The following is a 20415-nucleotide window of genomic DNA, read 5'->3' as shown; positions in this document are numbered from 1 at the left end:
ATCCCCATGAACGGACTTGGCGGTCTGAACAAATCCCCCAACGGCGTCGGTATCGGCGTGGTGCAGCTGCAATTGCCGGTGACCAAGACCAAGGCCGACCTGACCGCGCAGACCGCGCGGGTGGTCGAGCTGGTGGCCAAGGCCCGGCGCAACCAGCCCGGCATGGATCTGGTCGTGTTCCCGGAATACGCGCTGCACGGCCTGTCGATGGACATCAATCCCGAGATCATGTGCGAGATGGACGGGCCGGAAGTCGCGGCGCTGCGGGAGGCCTGTATCGACAATAAGATCTGGGGCTGCTTTTCGATCATGGAGCTGAACCCCGGCGGCATGCCCTACAATACCGGGCTGATCTTCTCCGACACGGGCGAGTTGAAGCTTTATTACCGCAAGATGCATCCGTGGGTGCCGGTGGAGCCGTGGGAGCCGGGCGATACCGGCATTCCGGTCTGCGAGGGGCCGAACGGGTCGACGCTGGCGCTGATCATCTGTCACGACGGCATGTTCCCGGAAATGGCCCGCGAATGCGCCTATAAGGGTGCGGAGATCATGATCCGCACCGCAGGTTACACCGCGCCCATTCGCGACAGCTGGCGCTTTACCAACCAGAGCAATGCGTTCTGCAACCTGATGATTACCGCGAATGTCTGCATGTCCGGCTCCGACGGCACGTTCGATTCGATGGGCGAGGGGATGATCTGCAATTTCGATGGCTCGGTCATCGCGCATGGCACCACGGGCCGCCCGGATGAGATCATCACCGCCGAGCTGCGTCCCGATTTGGTGCGCGAAGCGCGGCGGCATTGGGGGGTCGAAAACAACATCTACCAGTTCGGCCATCGCGGCTATGTCGCGGTCAAGGGCGGAGCGGGCGATTGCCCCTATACCTACATGACCGACCTCGCCGCCGGGCAGTATCGCCTGCCGTGGGAGGATGAGATCGTTACCACCGACGGGCGCGATTTCGGCTTCCCCACCCCGACCCGCGCCTATGGCGAGAAGGAGTGCTGAGATGACGGTGCTCGCCTCCCGCCCCTATGCGTGGCCCTATGACGGGGATATGCGGCCTGAAAACACCGCGCTGGTCATCATCGACATGCAGACCGATTTTTGCGGCCCCGGGGGCTATGTCGACAAGATGGGCTATGATCTGTCGCTGACCCGCGCACCGATCGAACCGATTGGCCGGGTGCTGAACGCCATGCGCGCGGGCGGCTACACCATCATCCATACCCGCGAAGGCCACCGACCGGACCTGTCGGACCTGCCCGAGAACAAGCAATGGCGCAGCCGCCAGATCGGCGCGGGCATCGGCGATAGCGGCCCCTGCGGGCGCATCCTTGTGCGGGGCGAGCCGGGCTGGGAGATCATCGACGAACTGGCCCCGCTGCCGGGCGAGGTCATCATCGACAAGCCGGGCAAGGGCAGTTTCTGCGCCACTGATCTGGAACTTATTCTGCGCACGCGCGGTATCCGCAACTTGATCCTGACCGGCATCACCACCGATGTCTGCGTGCACACGACAATGCGCGAGGCCAATGATCGCGGTTTTGAATGCGTGATGCTGGAGGATTGCTGCGGCGCGACCGACCGCGACAATCACGATGCCGCCGTGCGCATGATCCAGATGCAGGGCGGCGTGTTTGGCTGCGTGTCGGATGCGGCGGCGGTGCTGGACGTGCTGGCATGAGCGCGCCGATGGACCCGGAAGGCGCGATTGAGGTCGAGGCCGTCGGCATCACCATGCGCTTTGGCGAGTTCACCGCGCTGGATGCGGTTTCGGCCCGTATACGCCCGGGCAGTTTCCATGCGCTTCTGGGGGAAAACGGCGCGGGCAAATCGACCTTGGTCAAGTGCCTGATGGGGTTTTACCGCGCGACGTCGGGCGGCGTGCTGGTGGACGGGCGAGAGGCGCGGATGGCCTCCCCCGCCAATGCGCAGCGTCTGGGACTTGGCATGGTCTATCAGCATTTCACGCTGGTGCCGTCGCTGACCGTGGCCGAAAACCTTGTGATCTCGCGCCGGGATGCGCCCGCGCGCATCGATTGGAACGCCGAAATTGCAGCGTTGGAAGCCTTCATGGCCACAACACCGTTTCGCGTGCCGTTGACCCGGCGGGTGGATCGGCTGGCGGCGGGCGAAAAGCAGAAGGTCGAGATCCTCAAGCAGCTCTACCTTGGCAGTCGTTTCATGGTGCTGGATGAGCCAACCTCCGTGCTGACCCCTGCCGAAGCGGACGAAGTGCTGGGGCATGTGCGTGCGTTGACACAGGCCGGGCGGCTGACGGTGCTGATGATCACACATAAATTCCGCGAGGTGCGCGCCTTTGCCGATGATGTGACGGTGCTGCGGCGCGGGCAGGTCACCGGCACCGGGCGGGTTGCGGACCTGTCGAGCGATGACATGGCGCAGATGATGATGGGCGCGCGTCCCGACACCACACCCCCCGCGCGACGCGGCACGCCGAAAGGCGTGGTGCTGTCACTGACGGACGTGCGCGCCGGCGATCGGTCCGGTCATGGTGAGGTCGCGATTGACGCGCTGAACGTGCGCGCGGGCGAGATCGTGGGTGTGGCGGGCATTTCCGGCAACGGGCAGGTCGAGTTGATGGAGATCCTGACCGGGCAGCGGCAATTGCGCGCCGGGCGGATGGACGTTGCAGGCGCGCCCTATCGCGCCACCCGTGCCGAGGCCCGCGCCCGCCATGTTCGCTACCTGCCCGAAGAGCCGTTGCGCAATGCCTGCGCCCCGCGGATGAGCGTGGCCGAAAACCTTGCGTTTCGGGTGTTCGATGCAGGCGGTGACGGGGATGCGGACGGCACGGGTGAGGGGGCGCGCAAACGCCGCTTCTGGCTCGACCGGCGCGGCATGATGGCCCGTGCCGAAACCTTGATCGAGGGTTTCGATATCCGCACCCGATCCGCCCGCGCGCCGATCCGCGATCTGTCGGGCGGCAATGTCCAGCGCGCGGCACTGGCCCGCGAACTGACCGGCAAGGTCGATCTGCTGGTGGTGTCCAATCCGTGTTTCGGGCTCGATTTCGCTGCGGTCCGGGCGATCCGCGAACGGATCATGGAGGCGCGCAATTCCGGCACGGCGGTGCTGTTGATCAGCGAGGATCTGGACGAAATCCTCGATCTGGCCGACCGTCTGGTGGTGCTGAGCGAGGGGCGCGTGATCCACGAAACTCCGGCTGCCGGGGCCGATCCCAAAGCCTTGGGTCGCTATATGGCGGGGCAGGCGGCATGAGCGTGACCCCCCTGACCGCGCGGCCCGCGGATTTTCCTCTCGACCGGGGCAAGGTCGCGTTGCTGGTGATCGACATGCAGCGCGACTTCATCGAAGAGGGCGGCTTTGGTGCGGCGCTGGGGAACGATGTCAGCCGTTTGCGCGCCATCATCCCGACCGTGGCGCGCTTGCTCGACGGGTTTCGCGCCGCGGGCCTGCCGGTGCTGCACACCCGCGAATGCCATGCGCCCGATCTGTCCGATTGCCCGCCCGCCAAGCGCCTGCGCGGCGCACCAAGCCTGCGGATCGGTGACCCCGGGCCGATGGGGCGTATCCTCATCGCCGGTGAGCCGGGGGCCGAAATCCTGCCTGAACTGGCCCCGCTGCCCGGTGAAACGGTGATCGACAAGCCGGGTAAGGGCGCGTTCTACGCGACGGATCTGCAACAGATCTTGCAGGCGCGCGGGATTACTCAGCTGATCGTCGCGGGTGTCACCACGGAGGTCTGCGTGCAGACGACGATGCGCGAGGCCAATGATCGCGGCTATGATTGCGTGTTGGCGCAGGACGCGACGGAAAGCTATTTCCCGGCGTTCAAGACGGCGACGGTCGAGATGATCGTGGCGCAGGGCGGGATCGTGGGCTGGGCTGCGTCGAGCGCGGCCATTCTGGAGGCCATCGCATGAGCGCCCCGGTCGTGATCCCAAATCTGTTGAATGGCGGCTGGCGGCAGTTGCCTTTCGAGCCGTTCCGCGACGGTGTGGAGATCTGTCACCTGCACCGCGACACCACCGGCGCCACGGACAGCCCGCATTGGGCGCTGCTGCGTTATGCCCCCGGCGCCCGCGTGCCGGAGCATCTGCATACCGGGCTTGAGACGATCCTCGTGCTCGAGGGGGCGCAGGGCGACGCGTTTGGCACCTATGAGGCGGGAACTATGGTGCTGAATGCCGAGGGCTCCCGCCATGCCGTCTACGCGGCGCAGGGCTGCGTGGTTCTGATCCAGTGGCAGCGCCCGGTGCAGATCCTCGACGGAAGTTGATCGGCGTTTCATTCGCTTCCCGCGCTGGCCGCCCTAGCTGATCGGCCTCACACCGAAGCCAGCGCGGGAGCCTGCAATGACCAATGAGACCGACCGACACAGCCATTCGGGCCTGCGCGCCGTCTATGTGAACACATCACTGAAGCGGCAGCCCGGCGAAAGTCACACCGCGCTGTTGATGACGGCCTCAGCCACGATCATGGAGAAGGCGGGCGTGACGGTCGATCACATCCATCTGCTCGATCATCAGGTGCCGCCCGGCGTCTATCCCGACATGACCGAACACGGCTGGGACCGCGATGACTGGCCGCAGCTGTGGCAGCGTATCCTTGCGGCGGATATTCTCGTCGTCGGGACGCCGCTTTGGCTGGGGGAAGAAAGCTCTGTCTGCCGTGTGCTGATCGAGCGGCTCTACGGTATGTCGGGCGAGCTGAACGATAAGGGACAGTCGATCTTCTACGGCAAGGTCGCGGGCAGCGTGATCACCGGCAACGAGGATGGCATCAAACATACGGCGATGACGCTTGGCTTTGCCATGTCCCATCTGGGCTACACGATCCCGCCGCAGGCCGATTGCGGTTGGATCGGGGAAGCGGGACCCGGTCCGTCCTACGGCGATGCGCTGGACGATGGCAGTCGCGCGGGGATCGGCAACGATTTCACCCAGCGCAACACCACGATCATGACATGGAACCTGCTGCATCTTGCCGCGATGCTGAAGGCCGCAGGCGGCTATCCCACGCAGGGGAATGACCGTCGTGCATGGCAGGCGGGCGATCGGTTCGGCTACGAAAACCCCGAATATCGCAGCTGACCGCCAAAAAAATGCCCCGGACCCTGCGCCAACACGCAGCAGGGTCCGGAGACAACGTGTCAGTAGCCCAGCGTCCGCGGCAGCCATGTCACCACCTGCGGCACATAGGCCATGATCAGGAGTGCCGCGATCAGCGGGATCAGGAACGGCGCGACAGCGGCGCAGACCCGACCAAAAGGCACCCCGGTCAGATCCTTCATCAGGAAAAGCGACAGCCCCAGCGGCGGCGTGTATTGCCCGATCATGATGCAGAACACCATCGTCACGCCCAGATGCACTGGGTCCAGCCCGAATGTTTCCGTGCCCACCCCCACCAGCATCGGCGCGAGGATCAGCAGCAGGATCGCATTTTCGATGATCGCGCCAAGGATCAGTAACGACACCAGCGTCAGCAGGATGAACATGCTCGGCGACTCGAAGGTCGTGGAGATCGCAGTGGCGGCGGTCTGGGGGATATTGCCGATGGTGAGAACCCAACCGAACAACACCGCGTTGGCGATGATGAACAACAGCTTCGCGGAGGCGGAGGCCACCTCGAACAACGCATCGAGCGCCGCCTTGAAGGTCAGTTCACGGTAGATCACCCCGCCCAAGAACAACGCATACAGGACGGCGACGGTCGCGGCTTCGGTCGGGCTGAAAATCCCCATCGTCATGCCGCCCACGATGATTACGGGCGTTAGCATCGGCGGGGCGGCCCGCAGAAATGTCCGCGCCACGGTGCGCAGGCTGAACGGATCCGCCGAGACATACCCACGACCGCGCGCCACGATGTAGATGTAGATCATCAAACAGCCCGCGATCACGAATGCGGGCAGCACACCGCCCAGAAACAGCTGGGTGATCGACACCTGCGCGATGATGCCGAACATGACGAGCGGGATGCTTGGCGGCAGGATCGGCCCGATCGAGGCGGAGGCCAGCGTGATGCCGATGGCCAGCTTTTCATCATAGCCATGCTTCTTCATCGCGCGGACCTGCATCGGCCCAAGGCTTGCCACATCGGCCAGAGCGGAGCCTGACATCCCGGCAAACACGAGGCTGTTGATGACATTCACATGTCCCAGCCCGCCCGGCACCCGCCCGACGATGGAAGCCGCGAAATCAAAGATGCGGTCGGTGATCCGTGCCGCGTTCATCAGGCTGCCCGCCAGCATGAACAGCGGAATGGCCAGCATGGTGAACTTATCGATGGAGAACGCCAATTCCATCGCCGTCTGGGTCAGGGGGAAGCCTTCGGCAAGCAGGTAGATCACGGCGCACCCGCCAAGCGCCAGCGCCACGGGCATGCCCAGCATAATGACGATCAGGCTGACCCCGATGAGAAGAATAAGCAGAAGTTCTAGGTTCACATCGGTCTCCCAGCGATCCCGGCAATCCGGCGAATGACGCGCAGCGCCATGAACAGGGCGATAAGTCCGGCGGACAGGGGGATGGCCACTACCTGATACGTTATTGGCAAACGCAGGGCGGGCGTGCGCTCATGGCTCAACTGGCCTACAAGATCCGTGCCGCCGATGACGACGCAGACCAGAAACGCGATGCCGAGCAGATCCAGTGCAATCTCCAGCACTTCGTACCACGTCCGGCCCGCCGCCATCTCCGACAGGATCTCGACCCGGGCATGCAGATTGAGCCGCGCAAGCCCCACAGCCCCGAGGAAGGTCATCCAGACCAGCGCCATGCCCGAGATTTCCTCGGTCCAGGGCAGAGCGGCGTTGAAGACGTAGCGCATCACCACTTGCAAGCTGGAGATGCCCGCCACCGCGATGAGCAGCAACATCGACACGGCGATTTCCGGGTTGGCGGCAACGCGCCGCCATCCCGTGCCGTCAGGCGCATCAGACTGCATCGAATTTAGCTTCCGTCAGTGCCGAGAGCCTGCCGCACTTGATCGCTTAGACCTTCGGGCCAGATCTTGCCCTCGAAGCGGGTTTCGACCTCGGCCTGAACCGCGCTGCGGAAGGCCGCGTCGTCGATGCCGTCCTCGACAGTGACGACGGTCATGCCCTCGGCTCCCAGACGTTCGGCCAGCGTTTTTTCCTCTTCGATGGTGAGGTTGGTGGCATATTCCGCTGCTTCGGTGGCGGCTTTCAGAAGGGCGTCCTGATTTTCCGGGGTCAGCCCTTCGAAGGCGCGATCATTGATGATCCACGGCAGCGCGATAAGCTGGTGGTTGGTCAAAACCAACGTGTCCTGCACCTCGTAGAACTTCTCGGCCATGATGGTGGGCAGGGGGTTTTCCTGCCCGTCGACCACACCTTGGCTCAGGGCCTGAAACAGATCGGCGAAGGGCACCGGGGTTGGCTGCGCGCCAAGGCCAGTGACCACGGCCAGCGACATCTCATTGGGAACGGAGCGGATCTTGCGGCCTTCCAGATCGGCGGGCGATTTCGCGGCCACGCCGTTGGTCGTCAGGTTGCGCGACCCGTAGTAAAAGGCGCCGATGATCTGCATGCCGGTTTCTTCGGCCAGCCGGGTATCCCAGACCTGACCGAATTCTTCCCCATGCACGATGCGGTCCAACTGGGACCAGTCGCTATAGAAATATCCGGCGTTGTAGACGTTATATTCGGGCACCACGTCGGCCAGCAGCGGAAACGTCCCCTCCGCCATGTCGAGCGCCCCGGTTTTGACAGATCCGACAAGGTTGCGCACGTCGCCTAACTGCGCCGACGGGTAAATCCGGATGGTGAGATCGCCCCCCGAATATTCCTCGGCCAGATCGGCGAGCTTCTGCGCGCCCATGGCCGCGGGCGAGCCCGGCGCCTGAATGTGCCCGAACCGTAGCGAATCCGCTGCGGCAAGTGCCGGTGCAGATGCGATGAGACCTGCGATCAAAACCCTGCTGAACATAACTTTCCTCCCTGAAACACTAAAACTCCCGCCGCGATTCGTAGCGCTGCGAAAACGGGCTGTCAAGCTGAGGCGCGGATTGGGGTTCCCTTGCAGCAATGACTTGCGGTCACGGGATTTATACCGATCGGCGCTTGCCGTTCGGGGGCAGGACGGGGACAAGCGTTTCACGGGCGCGGCGATGGCCGAGCGTCACGCCCGCGCTGTTCTTTCGGCTTGCGAGGTTTCCCATGTGCGACGCTGCACCCGGTTCGACCGCCTCTGATGGGCGCTGGCGCATGTTGGCTCTGATTTGTGCTGGCGTTGTCGGTGTGCTGACGACGTGGTTTTCGGCGACCGCGATCATGCCGGAGCTTATCGCGGCATGGGGGCTGTCGACCTCGCAGGCGGCGTGGCTGACGAACGCGGTTCAGTTGGGTTTCGTCGCCGGCGCGCTGGCCGCATCTGTCGTGAACCTGCCCGATATCGTGCGGTTGCAGCGGCTGATGACCATCTGCGCCCTCGCGGCGGCGGCGGCCAATGCGGGCTTGCTGGTCGTCACCTCGCCCACGGCCGCAATCCTTCTGCGGTTTCTGACCGGGGTCGCCTTGGCTGGGGTCTATCCGCCCGCGCTGAAGCTGATGGCGACATGGTTTCTGCGGGGCAGGGGGTTGGCGCTGGGATTCTTGATCGGAGCGCTGACGCTTGGTTCCTCCATGCCGCACCTGCTGCGCGCTCTGACCGAAGGTATCGCGTGGCAAGCGGTGGTGATCGGCACCAGCCTGCTGACGCTCACTTCGGCGGCAATCTTTGCGCTGCTGGTGCGCGAGGGGCCGCATGCGTTCGGGCGCGCGGTCTTCGATCCCCGGCAATGCTTGCAGGTCTTCACGCAGCGCCCGCTCTGGCTCGCCAATCTGGGCTACTTCGGACACATGTGGGAGCTTTACGCGATGTGGGCGTGGATACTCGCCTTCGGCGCGGCGGCGGCGGAGGGTGGCTTGCAGCCTTTCCCGTTCGGATCGCCTTCGATGCTGAGCTTCGTCGTCGTGGCCTCTGGCGTGGCGGGGTGCATCCTTGGCGGGGTGCTGTCGGACCGGATCGGGCGCTGTCTAACTACGGCGGGGATGATGGCGGTCTCTGGGGCCTGCGCCCTGCTGATCGGCTGGCTGTTCGACGGGCCCGGGTGGGCGCTGGCGCTTGTGGCGGGCGTCTGGGGCATCTCGGTCGTGGGCGACAGTGCGCAATTCTCGGCGGCGGTGACGGAACTGGCCGATAGCCGGTTTGTTGGCACGGCGGTCACGCTGCAACTGGGAATTGGCTTTGCGCTGACAGTCGTGGCGATCTGGGGCGTGCCGCTGCTGGCGGAGGCGCTGGGCGGCTGGCGCTGGGCCTTCGTGATGCTGGTGCCGGGACCGGTGCTGGGGGTCTGGGCGATGCTGCGGCTGCGCGCCTTGCCAGAGGCCGCGCGGCTGGCAGGCGGCGCACGGTGACGCGCCTAGCGGCGTTTGCCGCGCGTGATCTTGTTGCCGCGGGGGCCGGTGGCAACGGGGGTATTGGCGCGGTTTTCGTCCTGTAGCTTGCGCCAGCGTTGCAGCCGCGCTGGATCGAGCGTGCCATCCGCCACCGCCGCTTGCACCGCACAGCCCGGCTCATGGGCATGGGTGCAATCGCGGAACCGGCAGTGCGGGGCCAGTTCGGTGATTTCGGCAAACAGCATGTCGAGCCCGGTCGCAGTGTGGCTGACCTGAAGCGAGCGCATCCCCGGCGTATCAATCGCCCAGCCGCCGCCCTGCACCGGGTGCAGCGAGCGTGACGTGGTGGTGTGTCGACCCTTCGCATCGGCCTCGCGGATGCTGCCGGTGGCCTGTCCTTCGTCCGCGGACTTGCCTGACAGGGTATTGAGCAGCGATGATTTCCCAACCCCGGAAGACCCGACAAGCGCCACGGTCTGACCCGCCCCGCACCACGGCGCGAGGATCTGCGCTGCATCGGGAGCCTTGGCGTTCAGGGCCACGACCTCCAGCCCGCGCTGCAATTCGGCGGCCTGCGCGCAGAACGGGGCGGGATCGTCAACCTTGTCGGCCTTGGTCAGCACGATCACCGGCGTGGTGCCAGCCTCGTTGGCAAGGGCGAGATAGCGCTCCAGCCGCGCCGGATTCAGGTCATCATTGCAGGACGTCACGATGAACAGCGTGTCGATATTCGCGGCGATCAGCTGTGCGCGGCGGCTGTCCTCGGAATGCCGCTCCAGCAGCGCCTTGCGATCAAGCCTGCGCACCAGCAGGCGGGTGTCCGGCTCCACCAGAACCCAGTCGCCCACCGCGTAATCCGACGTGCTGGCCAGATGCTGCAATTGCAAGCGCACGGGCCCGTCCGGTCCCACGCCATCCGGGGCGACGGCGGTCAGACGCGCGCGATGCACGGTGGCGATGCGCATCGGCGTCAGCGCCTCCTCCTCGGGGGTCAGTTGATCCTCGAAGAACGGCGACCAGCCAAGAGCGGCAAGCGCGGCGGAGTATATGTCATCAGAATGGCTCACGCGGCCTTATTCAGCAGCCAAGGCGATGGATGCAAGCACCATCGCGCACCGGGCGCGTCCGATCTGCGGGCCGATGAGGGGAACGAATGGTTCCAGCCGGGGGTTGCACCCCCACACAGGGGACATCCGCATGCATTCCAACCGAGACCTTTCATCGCGTCACCAGACCCATCCCGCGCTGGTGACGGCGCTGGCGTGGTATGCGTTGCTCGGCTGCGCAATTTTTGCCGTCAGCATCCTGATCGCGGATGTGGTGGTGCCTGACCACGATTGGATCGCCGACACCATCAGCGATCTTGGTGCCGGGCGCTATGAGTTCATCGTCGATATCGGGATCTACGCCTTCTCCGCTGCGCTGATCGCCGTGGCGCTGCTGGCCGCTCATGTCCATCTGGGCGGGTGGCGCTGGAGCGCCGGACTGATCGGGTTCGCGGTGCTGGGTTTGATCGTGTTTCTGGTAGGAGCCCGGAATGAATACGGCGATCAGGATCAGGACGGCGTCGTGATCCACATTTACCTTGTCTATGCGCTGGGTCTGATGCTGGCTGTGCTGCCATGGGCGATGGCCGAGGGCGCCGACCGGATCGACCGCAGGCGCGGTCATGCCTTGCGCGGGCTGTCGATCCTATGGGCGGTGTCGGCGCCGGTGTTCTTTTTCCTGCCTGATACCATAGATGGCATATATGAACGCTATCTCGGGCTCATCGCCTTTGCCGTGACCGGGGTCATCGCGTCATTGTATCTGTGGCGCCGGTAGCTGGCCGTTCATGACCCGGCTGCGCGGATCTGGTCCGCCAGATCGGTAAGATCGGTTGCGCAAAAATCCGGCTTCGGCACACCCGGCGCGTCGAGGATTGAATTGTTCGGCCGCCCGATGAAGGCACCTTTCCACCCCACGGATTGCGCACCGATTGTATCCCATAGATGGCAGGCGACCATGCAGAGCGACGCCCCCGTGACGCCCATTTCCTGCGCCACCAATTCATAGGTCGCGGGATGGGGTTTGAACTTGCCGGTCTCTGCGACGCTGAAGCTTCGATCAAAGAATTCGGAAATCCCGGCCTTCTCCAATGGCGTGGGGGAGTGGGATGGCGCGGAGTTGGTCAGCGTGACAAGCGTGAAACCAGCGTCGCGCAGCGCCTTTAACGCCGGTTTTACGTCCGGGTAAGCGGGCATCGATCCAATCAAGCCCTTCAGCTCGGCGACGTCGTCATCGGTGATGGTGACCTGCTTGTTCCGCCCGACCATGCGCAACACGCCGGCGGCAAGATCCCCGAACGGGACGTAGCGATCCGAGAGGGTCAGGGTCTGCGAGTAGAGGATCAATTCCGGAAACCATTCGCGCAGCATCTCGCCGGACCCGAACAGTCGAGCGAACAGCGGCTCAAGCGTGGTTATGTCCAGCAGGGTTTCGTTAACGTCGAAGACGATGGTCGTGACGGGGGCGTGATCCGGCATGGGGGTCCGTTCCTTTGAGATCAGCGGAGGCTATGCGCGACCTCCGCCCTGTCGCAACCCCGTGAATGGGCATGGGGTTGCATGGCGGCATATGACCAGCGCCGAAGGTCAGAGCCTAAGATCAACTTTGCCTCGTCGTAACCCATCGGTAGGCGGCCCTTCGTATCAGCGTCAGCCTTGCGATAGCCCGAGGCGTCGAAGGCACGGGTGTTCCTGTCTTCGGCGTTGCGGGACGTGTCGAGCGGGGCGGTGTGGCTCACGATCACACCGCCCCAGCCGCAGCCTTATGGACGGCCAGCCTGACCTTGGCCCTGAGCAGGTGCGGGCAGGGCCGCGCGCAGATCATCCTCACTGACGCCAAGCTGGGCTGCGGCAGCCGCGAAATCAGGGGGCATGGAGGTGCCAAGCGCTTCCATTAAAATCTGCTCGCTGACGCCCAGTTGCTCCGCGGCAGCTGCGAAATCCGGGCCGTTGTCGGGGCCTCCAAAGGACGCCTGCTCGATCTCGCCATGATAGCAATCGATCATGTAAGGCGCTTCGTCGGCGGTCAGATGATAATGGTAAGTGCCGTCCGGAAATTCCGGGGTCGGGCCGACATGGCCGCTGCACTCGTCGAGGCTGTCGTTGCCGATCGGTGCGCCGTTCATGTCCTGATTTGCATAGACGGGAAAACCGTCTTCGAGAACGCCGAGCATGCGCGAATGCTCCCCCTCGACCTCCAGCCGGCTGGTCAGACAGACCGGAATACCGTGGTAGTGATAGTTCGACCCGTCGACGAGCGTATGGCCGTTACAGTCATCCAGAAACGCCACATGGTCGTGGACCACCTGATCGTCCAGCGCGACGACGGCGCGCTCCATGTCTTCGTAATCGTTGAACAGCTGCGCCCCGCTCAGCGCCACGCCGATGCGCCCTAGGGAGGTCTGTGTGGCCTCGTCGGTATAGGTCGGCACGGTGGTGATGGTGGTGTCGATCGGCGTTTCCGTGAAGTAGTCTGCGGAGTTGACCACATCGAAGAAGTCCGCGGGCTTGTTGGCAAACGGCTGGTTCGTTGGGTCGGTGGGGATCAGATATTTCTCGGCAAAGCCGTGATCGGGGATGCCGTCGGACTGGAAGGTAAAGGTCTGTTCCGCATCGTCGACGGTAATGGTCACGTTGTCGGCCCATTCGGCAGAGGCGACCGCCGCGCTCGTGTCCACGGGTTTGTCGGGGCCGTTCTGAGCATGTGCCGATGACACCTGCAGGACCGTAACGGCGGTCACTGCCGTTGCAGCGACAGTGGTATAAAGCGCTGTTCTTGACATGTTCGTGGTCTCCTGTGGCTGCTGCGTCTGGTTAGGGGCGGGCAGGCATCGCTGCGCGTAGGGCTTCTTCGTCGAGACCCAATGCGGCGGCGACCTCCGCCAGATCGGCGCTCGGTCCGCCTGCGGCCTCCATCGCCTCCAGCAACGCCTCTGCGCTGACGCCAAGCGTTTCGGCTGCCTGCTCAAAGCCGGGAGGCATTGCGCCCGGAGCCCCGTCGCCGGGGCGCGGCGGCTCATTGCGCCCGTCTTCGCCAGCGCGGGTGGCGCCAACGCCGGCGGTCGCGGTGGTGGAGAAGTTGTTCTGCGCCTGAACCCCGACAAGGCAGGCCGGCAGTGTCGGGAACTTCTTTGAGGCGTGATAGTGATAGACCTCTTCTCCCCCCGCGACCGGTCCGACATGGCCGTTGCAGGCGTCCAGATCGGTGGGGGCCGCGCCGTCCGCCTCGGCGCTGCCATAGATGGCGAACCCGTCGAAGGCGTAGCCAAATTGGGCGCTGGGGTCTTGAGCCAGTGCACAGTCGGCGGCGACGTTTTCCTCGGCAAAGGTCGTTTCGATGTCGGTCGCGGTGCTATGCCAATGATACCAGCCGCCGGGATCGATATGCCCGCCGCAAGTGTCGAGCGCGGGCATGTGGCCGGTCACTTGGATTTCGGGCGCATCCGAGAAGATCGGCACACCGTCGAGCGCCACACCCACCTTGGACACCGTGCCCAAATCAGACGGGGTGTCGGCCTTTATCGGGTCTACGGGCAGTAGCATCGTGATCTCGACACTTTCGTCCGCCGACACATTGATACAGGCGTGGTCCACGGTGGGCCGTTCGGTCGCGTTATCGACAGAATACACATTGCCCTCGTCGTCAAAGAACCGGTAGCCCAGTTCGTCCAGCATCCGAAGGAAGTCGCCGTCGACCCGGTAAAGGCCCGCGTTTTCGCCGGTCCATTCCCAGATGCCCCCCGCATCATCTAGCGTCGCCGGGCAGAATGGGCCGATCTCCAGATCATCGGGCAGATAGCCTACGGTGACTTGGTAACATTGCGCCTCAGTGCCGTTATCCAGCGTGCAATCCACCGTCTCCGGCGCTTCGATGAACGCGCTTTGATCGAACTGGGCCGGATCGGGATGTGCGACGGCAAAGGTCGGTGCGAGCAGACTGCCAGCGAGAAGCCATGTGACTGAATGGTTCATGCAAAGGGTCATTCGGGGTCTCCGCTATCGCTACCATGGTTCTGGGGGAAGTAGGTCGCGCGGTGTCTCCGCCAAGTTGGTCACACAAACGTCGTGCCAGCAGGGTCTGCCCGCATGCAGCCCGGTCCACGACGGTGTCGCGCGCCTGATCGGGGGCGGTGCCCGGTCTTAGCGCGGTGCGGCGTAATGGGTCAGGAACATATCGACGCAATCGGCGATGACGGCGGCGGCGTCCAATTCGGCCTTGGCCCCGGTCAGGAACTCGGGCCACATCAGGAAATGCTTTACAATCGACAGAAGCTGACCTGCAGCAAAGCCCGGCTCGGCCTGCCGCAGCGCGCCGGACTGCATCGCATCGCCGATTAGCGCCTGAATGGGGCCGTCCTGCATCGCAGCCTTAGCAAAGAACGCCTGCGCCAGATCCTGATCGCGCAGCAGTTCTGACATGACCAGACGGTTAAGGCCCATATATTGCTCACCCGACAGATGAGCGACGTAGTCGCCGACCGCCGCGATCAATTGATCCTTTAGCGGCACGTCGGGCGCGTAATGCAGGCGGGGCGTGGCCGCGATCTGATCCAGCAGAATGTCGGTGATGGCGGCAAACAGCACCTCCTTGCTTTCGAAATGCTTGTAGAGCGTGCGTTTGGACACTTCGGCCAATTCGGCGATGCGGTTCACCCGCGCGGCGGGGAACCCCTGCTCCCGAAACTCCTGAATCGCCGCGTCCAGAATATCTTTTCGTTTCTTTTCAGTGAGCTTCACCGCAATCCCCCATCTAGCCGCAAAAAATGTAAACATACGGGTTTACATTCGGCACCGTTGTCGCATATGTAAACAGCAAGGTTTACAAACGCAAGCGCTGCGGCGCGACGCGGCCCCGCGAAACATTCGCCACCCGGCCCATCCGGTCCGTGGGGCTTCCCATCACAGCCGCCGGTCAGATGCCGACGGCTCCCGATTTCGAGGACTGATTGACATGGCAGACAAGACATTCGGCGCCAAAGGCTGGACCCCGGCGCAGCTTGGCACGCTCACCGGCAAGACCTATCTCATCACCGGCGCCAATGCGGGCGCAGGGTTTCAGGCGGCGCGTATCCTGCTGTCGAAAGGCGCGCGGGTGGTAATGCTGAACCGTAGTGCGGAAAAATCGACCGCCGCCGTCGAGGATTTGCGCCGTGAGTTCGGTGCGGACGCTGACGTGGGCTTCATCCGCATGGACCTTGCCGATCTGGCATCTGTGCGCGCCGCCGCAACCGAAGCGCTGCAAACGGTGCCCCGGATCGACGCGCTCATCTGCAACGCCGCCATCGCGCAGGTGCCCACCCGGAAGCTGACCCCGGACGGGTTCGAAAGCCAGCTTGGCACCAACCATTACGGGCATTTCGTTCTCGCCGGGATGCTGTTTGACCGGATCGAGGCATCGCAGGGCCGGATCGTCGTGGTGGCCAGTCTTGGCTACAAAATGGGACTGCGCACCATCCGGTTCGACGACATGAACTGGGACAACGGCTACAGCGCCAACCCTGCCTATAGCCAAAGCAAGCTGGCGCAGATGATGTTCGCCTACGAGTTGCAGGACCGGGTGAAGGCCGCAGGCCGTTCGGTCGAGGTCTATGTTTGCCATCCCGGCGCATCGGCCACGTCGCTGATCAAGACCAGCGGCGGTTTGGGCACCCGGATCATGTTCAAGCTGATGTCGATGTCGCCCCTCGTCCAATCCGCCGAGAAAGGCGCTTATCCGGAGGTGATGTGCGCTACCCAAGACGGGCTGGAGCCGCGTGCGCTGTATGGCCCGACAGGGCGGATGGAATGGGTGGGCCCCGTGGGACGCGGCACGCTGGAACCCCACGCCTATGATAAGGCGGTCATGACACGCCTGTGGGCGCGGACGGAAAAAGACACCGGGTTTAGCTGGGGCTGGTAAGCTGACCGCAAATCTGGCGGGGCGACAGGCTGAAGGGGCGGGGCTGCCAAGCGGGCAGTTCCGCCGCCGTCACCATCAGGACATGGATCGACAGATGGACGTAGTTAAAACGGCAAGCAATTGGGCGCGTGCCGAAATGATCTCCTCCACGCTCTTCGCGGTCATCGGTGTGCTGTTTATGCTGGTCAGTCTGTCCCTATGGCAGCTAGGCCGGACCGACATGGCACGGGCCTTTGTTCTGCCGGGGCTGGTCGCTGGCGGGCTTCTAGTGGTGCTTGGGGTGGGGCTGTTCATTCCGGCGCAGACGCGGCTGGGGGCTATCCCTGCGGCCTACGGGGCTGATCCGGGCGCGTTCCTCAGCGCCGAGATCGCCCGCGCCGACAAGGTGCTGAACGATTACCGCATCGCGGCGTTTCGCGTCTTTCCGGCGATCATCGCGCTCTGTGCGCTGTTGATCCCGTTTGTCGACGCGCCCGCGTGGCGCGCGGCCCTCATCACTGCCATCGCCATGTTCACGGTGCTGATCGTCATCGACGGCAGTGCCAATACGCGGCTTCAGGACTACAGACAGCAGCTGTCAGCCTTCGACGCCGCGATGCGCCGCTAGCGAGGCCCCGGTCAGGTCTGTTTGAACAGCAGCCTGTATTTCCCGATGAACAGATCCTTCCCCTTGATCATCCGCGTCACCAGATCGCCTGCGGTAAAGAGGCCAAGGTAGGAATTCCCGCGCTGCGGCCCAAGCGGCACGAGGATGGGCGCCCTCTCCCCCCACGGCTTGTAACGTTTCAGTTGTTCAAGGGGCGTGCCTTCGCCGAGGCCAAGCAGCGTTTTCTTAAGCCACGGCAGTTGGCGGCTGGTGGCGACGATGGTCATCGCGTCACCGGGATCAGCCACATCCCCCGCGGCAAAGACATTCGGGTAGGTGGAAGGGCGCAGCCACGGATCGACCTTGACCCGGCCCGCGGCGCCGATCCGCACCCCGGGCAAGTCTTGCAGAAGGTCCGACTGCGCACGCGCGCCGAGCGCCGGGAAGATCAGATCGAAGTTGCGCGTTGATCCGTCGCTGAGCCGCAAAAGGCCCGCATGCGGCGCGGTCATACTTTCAAGGTCATTGGCCCGCTGCCCCAAGATCAACTCCACGCCCGCCTGTTCCAGCTTGCGCGCCAAGGCGGTGCCCAGCCGCGCAGGCTTATCCGGGATCAGTCGCGGTTGCCCGGAAATCAGCGTGATCCGCTTGTCGGGCATGGCATGGGCGATCTCACCGGCAAGTTCGGTGCCGACCGCACCGCCCCCGACGATCGCCACGCTTGTGGCCGCGCGAAGCTGCGCATGAACACGGGCATTTTCCGCGCGGAATGCCTCGATGTCGTCGCCGGCAGGCTTGAACGGCGTGGCATTGCCAGACCCGGTTGCGATGACGATCTGACTGGCGGGAACATGTTGCCCGTCCTCCAGCGTCACGCCCGATCCGTCCACCGACGCCGCCCGCGCGCGCAGCACCCGTCCCCGCTCCAGCAGGGCGTCATAGGGGATCAGCGCCCGGTCCAGAAGCGCGGGGTCGACCACGGCCCGGATCATCGCCGGCGCGTGCACGAAGTGGCTGCGCGGCTCAATCAGCGTCACATCGGCCTTATCGTCGAGCGACTGCGCCAGCTCGGCGCCGATATAGCCGCCGCCGACAATCACGATTTTCTGGGTCATGGATGGGGCCTTTCTCTGCTCATCCACGATAGATAGGCGCATCCCGCCCATTTTGATATTTATAGTTTTCACTGATCTACATAAGAAACGTTTAACAGGAGGCCGTGGATGAAGCTTGAGCAATTGAAAGCGTTGCGCGCGGTCGTCGAAACAGGCTCCGTCAAGGCGGCGTCACTGCGGCTGAACCGCACCCAGCCTGCCGTCAGTCAGGCGCTAAAGGCCTTGGAGCTTCAGACCGGGACCGAGCTTTTCGACCGGTCCGGGTATCGGCTTGATCTGACCCCGGTCGGGCGCCGGGTCTATCTGCAATCGCTGCGGGTTCTGGCAGAAGCCGATGATCTGACGCAGCTTGTCCGGCATTTCGAGAAGGGTCAGGAGGAAACGCTCACAATCGCCATCGATGCCAGCGTCGACAGCGGTCTGTGGATGCCTGCGTTGGCGAAACTGCAAGCGGAGTTCCCCGATACGCGGGTCGTTCTGCGGGCCGAAATGCTGTCAGGAGCCGTCAGCGCGGTCCGCTCAGGTGAGGCGGCGCTTGCCATCGCGCCGATGCTTTCGGTTCTGCTGGAGGAGGAGGGTCTAAGCCACCTGCGAGTGGGTCGCCATGCCATGCGGAACGTCGCGGCCCCGGCCCTGATTGCGGCAATGAACGCGCCGAGCCGCCTGTCTGATCTGCGTCGCTTCACGCAAGTCATCGTTCACGACAGCGGGGAGGCGGGCGGCATGTTCGATCGGGAACTCGGCGTGCAGAAGGGGCAGCGCCGCTGGTATGTCGGGGACCTCCACAGCAAGAAAGCCCTGCTGCTCGCCGGTCTCGGCTGGGGGCGTATGCCGGATCACATGATCGCGGCGGAACTGGCCTCGGGCGCGCTGCAAGACATCGTGCTCCCCCACACCCACCTACCGTTTGAGGCAGGCATCTACGCGTTCCGCCAACCCCGCCCGGTCATCGGCCCGGTCGCGGAAACACTATGGCACAGCTTCGAAGCGCTGGCCCAGAACCCCTGAATGCCCGCGACAGGCCCCAAGCCACCCGTAGGGGTGTTGGGCATATAGTTATACTCTGGGGAGTTAGTGGCGGAGAGACAGGGATTCGAACCCTGGGAACCCGTGAAGGCTCAACGGTTTTCGAGACCGCCCCGTTCGACCACTCCGGCACCTCTCCGCGGGGGTCTTGGTGGCGCGGGGTTTAGGGGGTTCGGCGGGGCGGTGCAAGCCCCTTTTGCGGATCGTTATCGCCGCGTCTCCGGCGCAGGTCCGGGCGGCAGGTCCGAGGCTGCGGGGGAGGGGGCCTGCGTGCGGTCGGTGCGCAGTGGCGCATGTCTCTCGCGGACAGACCTGCGCGCATCAGTTGGCAATTTTATCGGGCGGGGCTAGAGTTACGGCCATGCGCGCGTCGGAAGCCGGTGCGCCCTTTGTGCTCCCGGAGGTTGAGATGAACCCGACCCGGCCTTGTGGCCCCTTGTCATCCGTGGCGGTGCGCCGCTCCGGCGCGACGCTGCTGCGTGGCGCCGTGACCGCCTTGGCGCTTCTGATGCCCCTCACTGGCGGGTCCGCGCTGGCGCAGGCGGGCGTGGCCGCGGAGGGCTCGGAAAGCGCGCCGCTCGCCGCGGTGCAGGTGCAGCGGATCGAAGGGCTCTATGCCGGGCTGGGCATGGATCGCCTGTTGGGCATCATGCGCGAGGAGGGTCTGTCCTACGGCGACGAACTGGAGGACGAGATGTTCCCCGGGCGCGGCGGAGAGCGCTGGGAGACGGTCGTGGACCAGATCTACGACACCGACCGCATGGGGCAAATCGTCCGGCGGCAGCTGGCTGAGACGCTGGCTGAGACAGACCTTGCGCCGCTGGAAGAGTTCTTTGGCTCCGATCTGGGGCAACGGATCGTGGGGCTGGAAATTGCCGCCCGCGACGCGCTTCTTGATCCCGGCACCGAAGAAGCGGCCCGGGATAAGCTGGCGATGATGCAGGACGACGCCCATAGTCGGCTGGACGTTCTGGGCCGGTTTGCGGAGGCCAACGAATTGGTCGAGACCAATGTGGTCGGTGCGCTTAACTCCAACTTCGCCTTTTATCAAGGGCTGGCCGATGGCGGTGCCTTTGAGGTGGAGATGGACGAGGATGAGATGATCCGCGAGGTCTGGCAACGCGAGCCCGATATCCGGATCGAGACCGAAATCTGGGTGTTCTCCTACCTCAACCTTGCTTATCAGCCGCTGACGGATGAGGAGATCGACAGCTACACGACGCTGTCGCTGACCCCCGAAGGGCAGGCGCTGAACCGGGCGCTGTTCGCAGCATTTGATGAGCTGTTCCTGACCATTTCCGGGGAGTTGGGGCTGGCGGCGGCGCAGTTTGTCGGCGGACAGGATATCTGAC

General features: G+C 64.1%; 22 protein-coding genes and 1 tRNA gene. 12 read left to right on the top strand and 11 right to left on the bottom strand.

Annotated features, from left to right (window positions below):
* Positions 1-6 precede the first annotated feature (6 nt).
* The 6 genes from CBW24_RS11035 to CBW24_RS11010 all read left to right on the top strand — a co-directional run bounded on the left by CBW24_RS11035 (position 7) and on the right by CBW24_RS11010 (position 5084).
* Positions 7-1011, top strand: a complete 1005-nt coding sequence (locus CBW24_RS11035; protein ID WP_097373611.1) for a formamidase — start codon at positions 7-9, stop codon at positions 1009-1011.
* Between the two features lies 1 nt (position 1012).
* Positions 1013-1690, top strand: a complete 678-nt coding sequence (gene biuH, locus CBW24_RS11030) for a biuret amidohydrolase (protein WP_088661588.1) — start codon at positions 1013-1015, stop codon at positions 1688-1690.
* Entirely contained in the window at positions 1687-3249 is a 1563-nt protein-coding gene (locus tag CBW24_RS11025) for an ABC transporter ATP-binding protein (RefSeq protein ID WP_198405176.1), read from the top strand. Before biuH ends, CBW24_RS11025 begins: the two co-directional genes overlap by 4 nt.
* On the top strand, positions 3246-3914 hold the full coding sequence (locus CBW24_RS11020) for a cysteine hydrolase family protein (RefSeq protein WP_097373609.1): 669 nt from the start codon (positions 3246-3248) through the stop codon (positions 3912-3914). The genes CBW24_RS11025 and CBW24_RS11020 overlap by 4 nt, the downstream gene beginning before the upstream one ends.
* Positions 3911-4270 (top strand): cupin domain-containing protein, encoded by a 360-nt coding sequence (locus CBW24_RS11015; protein WP_097373608.1) that lies wholly within the window; start codon positions 3911-3913, stop codon positions 4268-4270. The genes CBW24_RS11020 and CBW24_RS11015 overlap by 4 nt, the downstream gene beginning before the upstream one ends.
* A gap of 76 nt (positions 4271-4346) precedes the next feature.
* Positions 4347-5084 (top strand): flavodoxin family protein, encoded by a 738-nt coding sequence (locus tag CBW24_RS11010; protein WP_097373607.1) that lies wholly within the window; start codon positions 4347-4349, stop codon positions 5082-5084.
* 59 nt (positions 5085-5143) lie between these two features.
* On the opposite strand, the gene CBW24_RS11005 is transcribed toward CBW24_RS11010, so the two are convergent.
* Genes CBW24_RS11005 through CBW24_RS10995 form a run of 3 tightly spaced genes read right to left on the bottom strand, consistent with a single transcriptional unit; the run spans position 5144 to position 7940 of the window.
* Positions 5144-6436 (bottom strand): TRAP transporter large permease, encoded by a 1293-nt coding sequence (locus tag CBW24_RS11005; RefSeq protein WP_097373606.1) that lies wholly within the window; start codon positions 6434-6436, stop codon positions 5144-5146.
* Entirely contained in the window at positions 6433-6936 is a 504-nt protein-coding gene (locus CBW24_RS11000) for a TRAP transporter small permease (protein ID WP_097373605.1), read from the bottom strand. Before CBW24_RS11000 ends, CBW24_RS11005 begins: the two co-directional genes overlap by 4 nt.
* Positions 6937-6941: 5 nt before the next feature.
* Positions 6942-7940 carry a TRAP transporter substrate-binding protein gene (locus CBW24_RS10995; protein ID WP_097373604.1) on the bottom strand — a complete coding sequence of 333 codons (999 nt, stop codon included), beginning with the start codon at positions 7938-7940 and terminating at the stop codon, positions 6942-6944.
* A gap of 278 nt (positions 7941-8218) precedes the next feature.
* On the opposite strand from CBW24_RS10995, the gene CBW24_RS10990 reads away from it, so the two are divergent.
* Positions 8219-9409, top strand: a complete 1191-nt coding sequence (locus CBW24_RS10990; RefSeq protein ID WP_232529743.1) for an MFS transporter — start codon at positions 8219-8221, stop codon at positions 9407-9409.
* 5 nt (positions 9410-9414) lie between these two features.
* Here the strand turns inward: CBW24_RS10990 and rsgA are convergent, their stop codons facing one another.
* Complete coding sequence (rsgA, locus tag CBW24_RS10985; RefSeq protein ID WP_198405175.1) at positions 9415-10458, bottom strand: ribosome small subunit-dependent GTPase A; 1044 nt, start codon at positions 10456-10458, stop codon at positions 9415-9417.
* Between the two features lie 130 nt (positions 10459-10588).
* Between rsgA and CBW24_RS10980 the strand changes: the two genes are divergently transcribed.
* Positions 10589-11215: a DUF998 domain-containing protein gene (locus CBW24_RS10980; RefSeq protein ID WP_097373602.1), complete on the top strand. Its 627-nt coding sequence runs from the start codon at positions 10589-10591 to the stop codon at positions 11213-11215.
* An 8-nt stretch (positions 11216-11223) separates the two neighbouring features.
* On the opposite strand, the gene CBW24_RS10975 is transcribed toward CBW24_RS10980, so the two are convergent.
* The 5 genes from CBW24_RS10975 to CBW24_RS10955 all read right to left on the bottom strand — a co-directional run bounded on the left by CBW24_RS10975 (position 11224) and on the right by CBW24_RS10955 (position 15174).
* The gene (locus CBW24_RS10975; protein WP_097373601.1) at positions 11224-11916 is read right to left on the bottom strand and encodes a haloacid dehalogenase type II; all 693 of its coding nucleotides are present in this window, start codon (positions 11914-11916) and stop codon (positions 11224-11226) included.
* A gap of 20 nt (positions 11917-11936) precedes the next feature.
* Positions 11937-12176 carry a hypothetical protein gene (locus CBW24_RS10970; RefSeq protein ID WP_157773206.1) on the bottom strand — a complete coding sequence of 80 codons (240 nt, stop codon included), beginning with the start codon at positions 12174-12176 and terminating at the stop codon, positions 11937-11939.
* A 24-nt stretch (positions 12177-12200) separates the two neighbouring features.
* Positions 12201-13220 (bottom strand): YHYH protein, encoded by a 1020-nt coding sequence (locus CBW24_RS10965; protein WP_088661599.1) that lies wholly within the window; start codon positions 13218-13220, stop codon positions 12201-12203.
* Positions 13221-13251: 31 nt separating this feature from the next.
* Positions 13252-14409 (bottom strand): YHYH protein, encoded by a 1158-nt coding sequence (locus CBW24_RS10960; protein ID WP_198405174.1) that lies wholly within the window; start codon positions 14407-14409, stop codon positions 13252-13254.
* Between the two features lie 168 nt (positions 14410-14577).
* Complete coding sequence (locus CBW24_RS10955; RefSeq protein ID WP_198405173.1) at positions 14578-15174, bottom strand: TetR/AcrR family transcriptional regulator; 597 nt, start codon at positions 15172-15174, stop codon at positions 14578-14580.
* Between the two features lie 214 nt (positions 15175-15388).
* On the opposite strand from CBW24_RS10955, the gene CBW24_RS10950 reads away from it, so the two are divergent.
* Complete coding sequence (locus CBW24_RS10950; RefSeq protein ID WP_097373597.1) at positions 15389-16336, top strand: SDR family oxidoreductase; 948 nt, start codon at positions 15389-15391, stop codon at positions 16334-16336.
* Positions 16337-16430: 94 nt separating this feature from the next.
* Positions 16431-16943 carry a hypothetical protein gene (locus CBW24_RS10945; protein WP_097373596.1) on the top strand — a complete coding sequence of 171 codons (513 nt, stop codon included), beginning with the start codon at positions 16431-16433 and terminating at the stop codon, positions 16941-16943.
* A gap of 11 nt (positions 16944-16954) precedes the next feature.
* Here the strand turns inward: CBW24_RS10945 and CBW24_RS10940 are convergent, their stop codons facing one another.
* Complete coding sequence (locus CBW24_RS10940; protein ID WP_232529741.1) at positions 16955-18037, bottom strand: NAD(P)/FAD-dependent oxidoreductase; 1083 nt, start codon at positions 18035-18037, stop codon at positions 16955-16957.
* A 108-nt stretch (positions 18038-18145) separates the two neighbouring features.
* Here CBW24_RS10940 and CBW24_RS10935 point away from each other — a divergent pair, with 108 nt between their 5' ends.
* A complete protein-coding gene (locus CBW24_RS10935) occupies positions 18146-19045 on the top strand; it encodes a LysR family transcriptional regulator (protein ID WP_097373594.1) in 900 nt (299 codons plus the stop codon).
* Between the two features lie 67 nt (positions 19046-19112).
* Here CBW24_RS10935 and CBW24_RS10930 read toward each other — a convergent pair.
* Positions 19113-19202, bottom strand: a tRNA-Ser gene (locus CBW24_RS10930).
* Between the two features lie 270 nt (positions 19203-19472).
* Here CBW24_RS10930 and CBW24_RS10925 point away from each other — a divergent pair.
* Positions 19473-20414: a DUF2059 domain-containing protein gene (locus CBW24_RS10925; RefSeq protein WP_157773204.1), complete on the top strand. Its 942-nt coding sequence runs from the start codon at positions 19473-19475 to the stop codon at positions 20412-20414.
* Position 20415: the final 1 nt, after the last annotated feature.

The organism is Pacificitalea manganoxidans (genome assembly GCF_002504165.1).
In the GTDB taxonomy this organism is placed as follows: Bacteria; Pseudomonadota; Alphaproteobacteria; order Rhodobacterales; family Rhodobacteraceae; genus Pacificitalea; species Pacificitalea manganoxidans.
The sequence above is the reverse complement of the archived record's forward strand: the minus strand, read 5'-3'. Positions and strand labels throughout refer to the sequence as shown.